The following is a 571-nucleotide window of genomic DNA, read 5'->3' on the forward strand; positions in this document are numbered from 1 at the left end:
GAGTCAGACTGAGTCAAGCGAGCCTTTGATCGGTTTAAAAGGAGGCTTCACTATCGCTGTGGCTTCTGCTGTGCTTGTTCTTTGTCTTCATTYTKGARGCTGGAAAGCTGGAAAGCTGGAAAGCTGGAAAGCTGGAAAGCTGGAAAGCTGGAAAGCTGGAAAGCTGGAAAGCTGGAAAGCTGGAAAGCTGGAAAGCTGGAAAGCTGGAAAGCTGGAAAGCTGGAAAGCTGGAAAGCTGGAAAGCTGGAAAGCTGGAAAGCTGGAAAGCTGGAAAGCTGGAAAGCTGGAAAGCTGGAAAGCTGGAAAGCTGGAAAGCTGGAAAGCTGGAAAGCTGGAAAGTCACTATTTATTGGGGATGGAGTTCTGTCAAGTTTCTGTTTTAGGATTTGTTTCACAGATTTACACAGGATTCCGTTCACCCTGAGCTTGTCGAAGGGTCGTGCTATTGGGCTTCGACAGGCTCAGCCCGAACGGGTTTTGTGAGGGTTTCAATAGGGCCGTTAATTTCCGACAAGTCATTAAGAACCCCACCGAGTTTCGACTGGGAATACCTGGCTGTTGACCAACCTTG

General features: G+C 48.4%; 1 protein-coding gene. It reads left to right on the top strand.

All coding sequences use genetic code 11. The features are described from left to right. Positions 1–424 (top strand): hypothetical protein (locus tag WG89_RS30015; RefSeq protein ID WP_216638601.1); only part of this gene is annotated, 424 nt, incomplete at its 5' end. Positions 425–571 lie beyond the last annotated feature (147 nt).

The organism is Endozoicomonas arenosclerae (assembly GCF_001562015.1).
In the GTDB taxonomy this organism is placed as follows: Bacteria; Pseudomonadota; Gammaproteobacteria; order Pseudomonadales; family Endozoicomonadaceae; genus Endozoicomonas_A; species Endozoicomonas_A arenosclerae.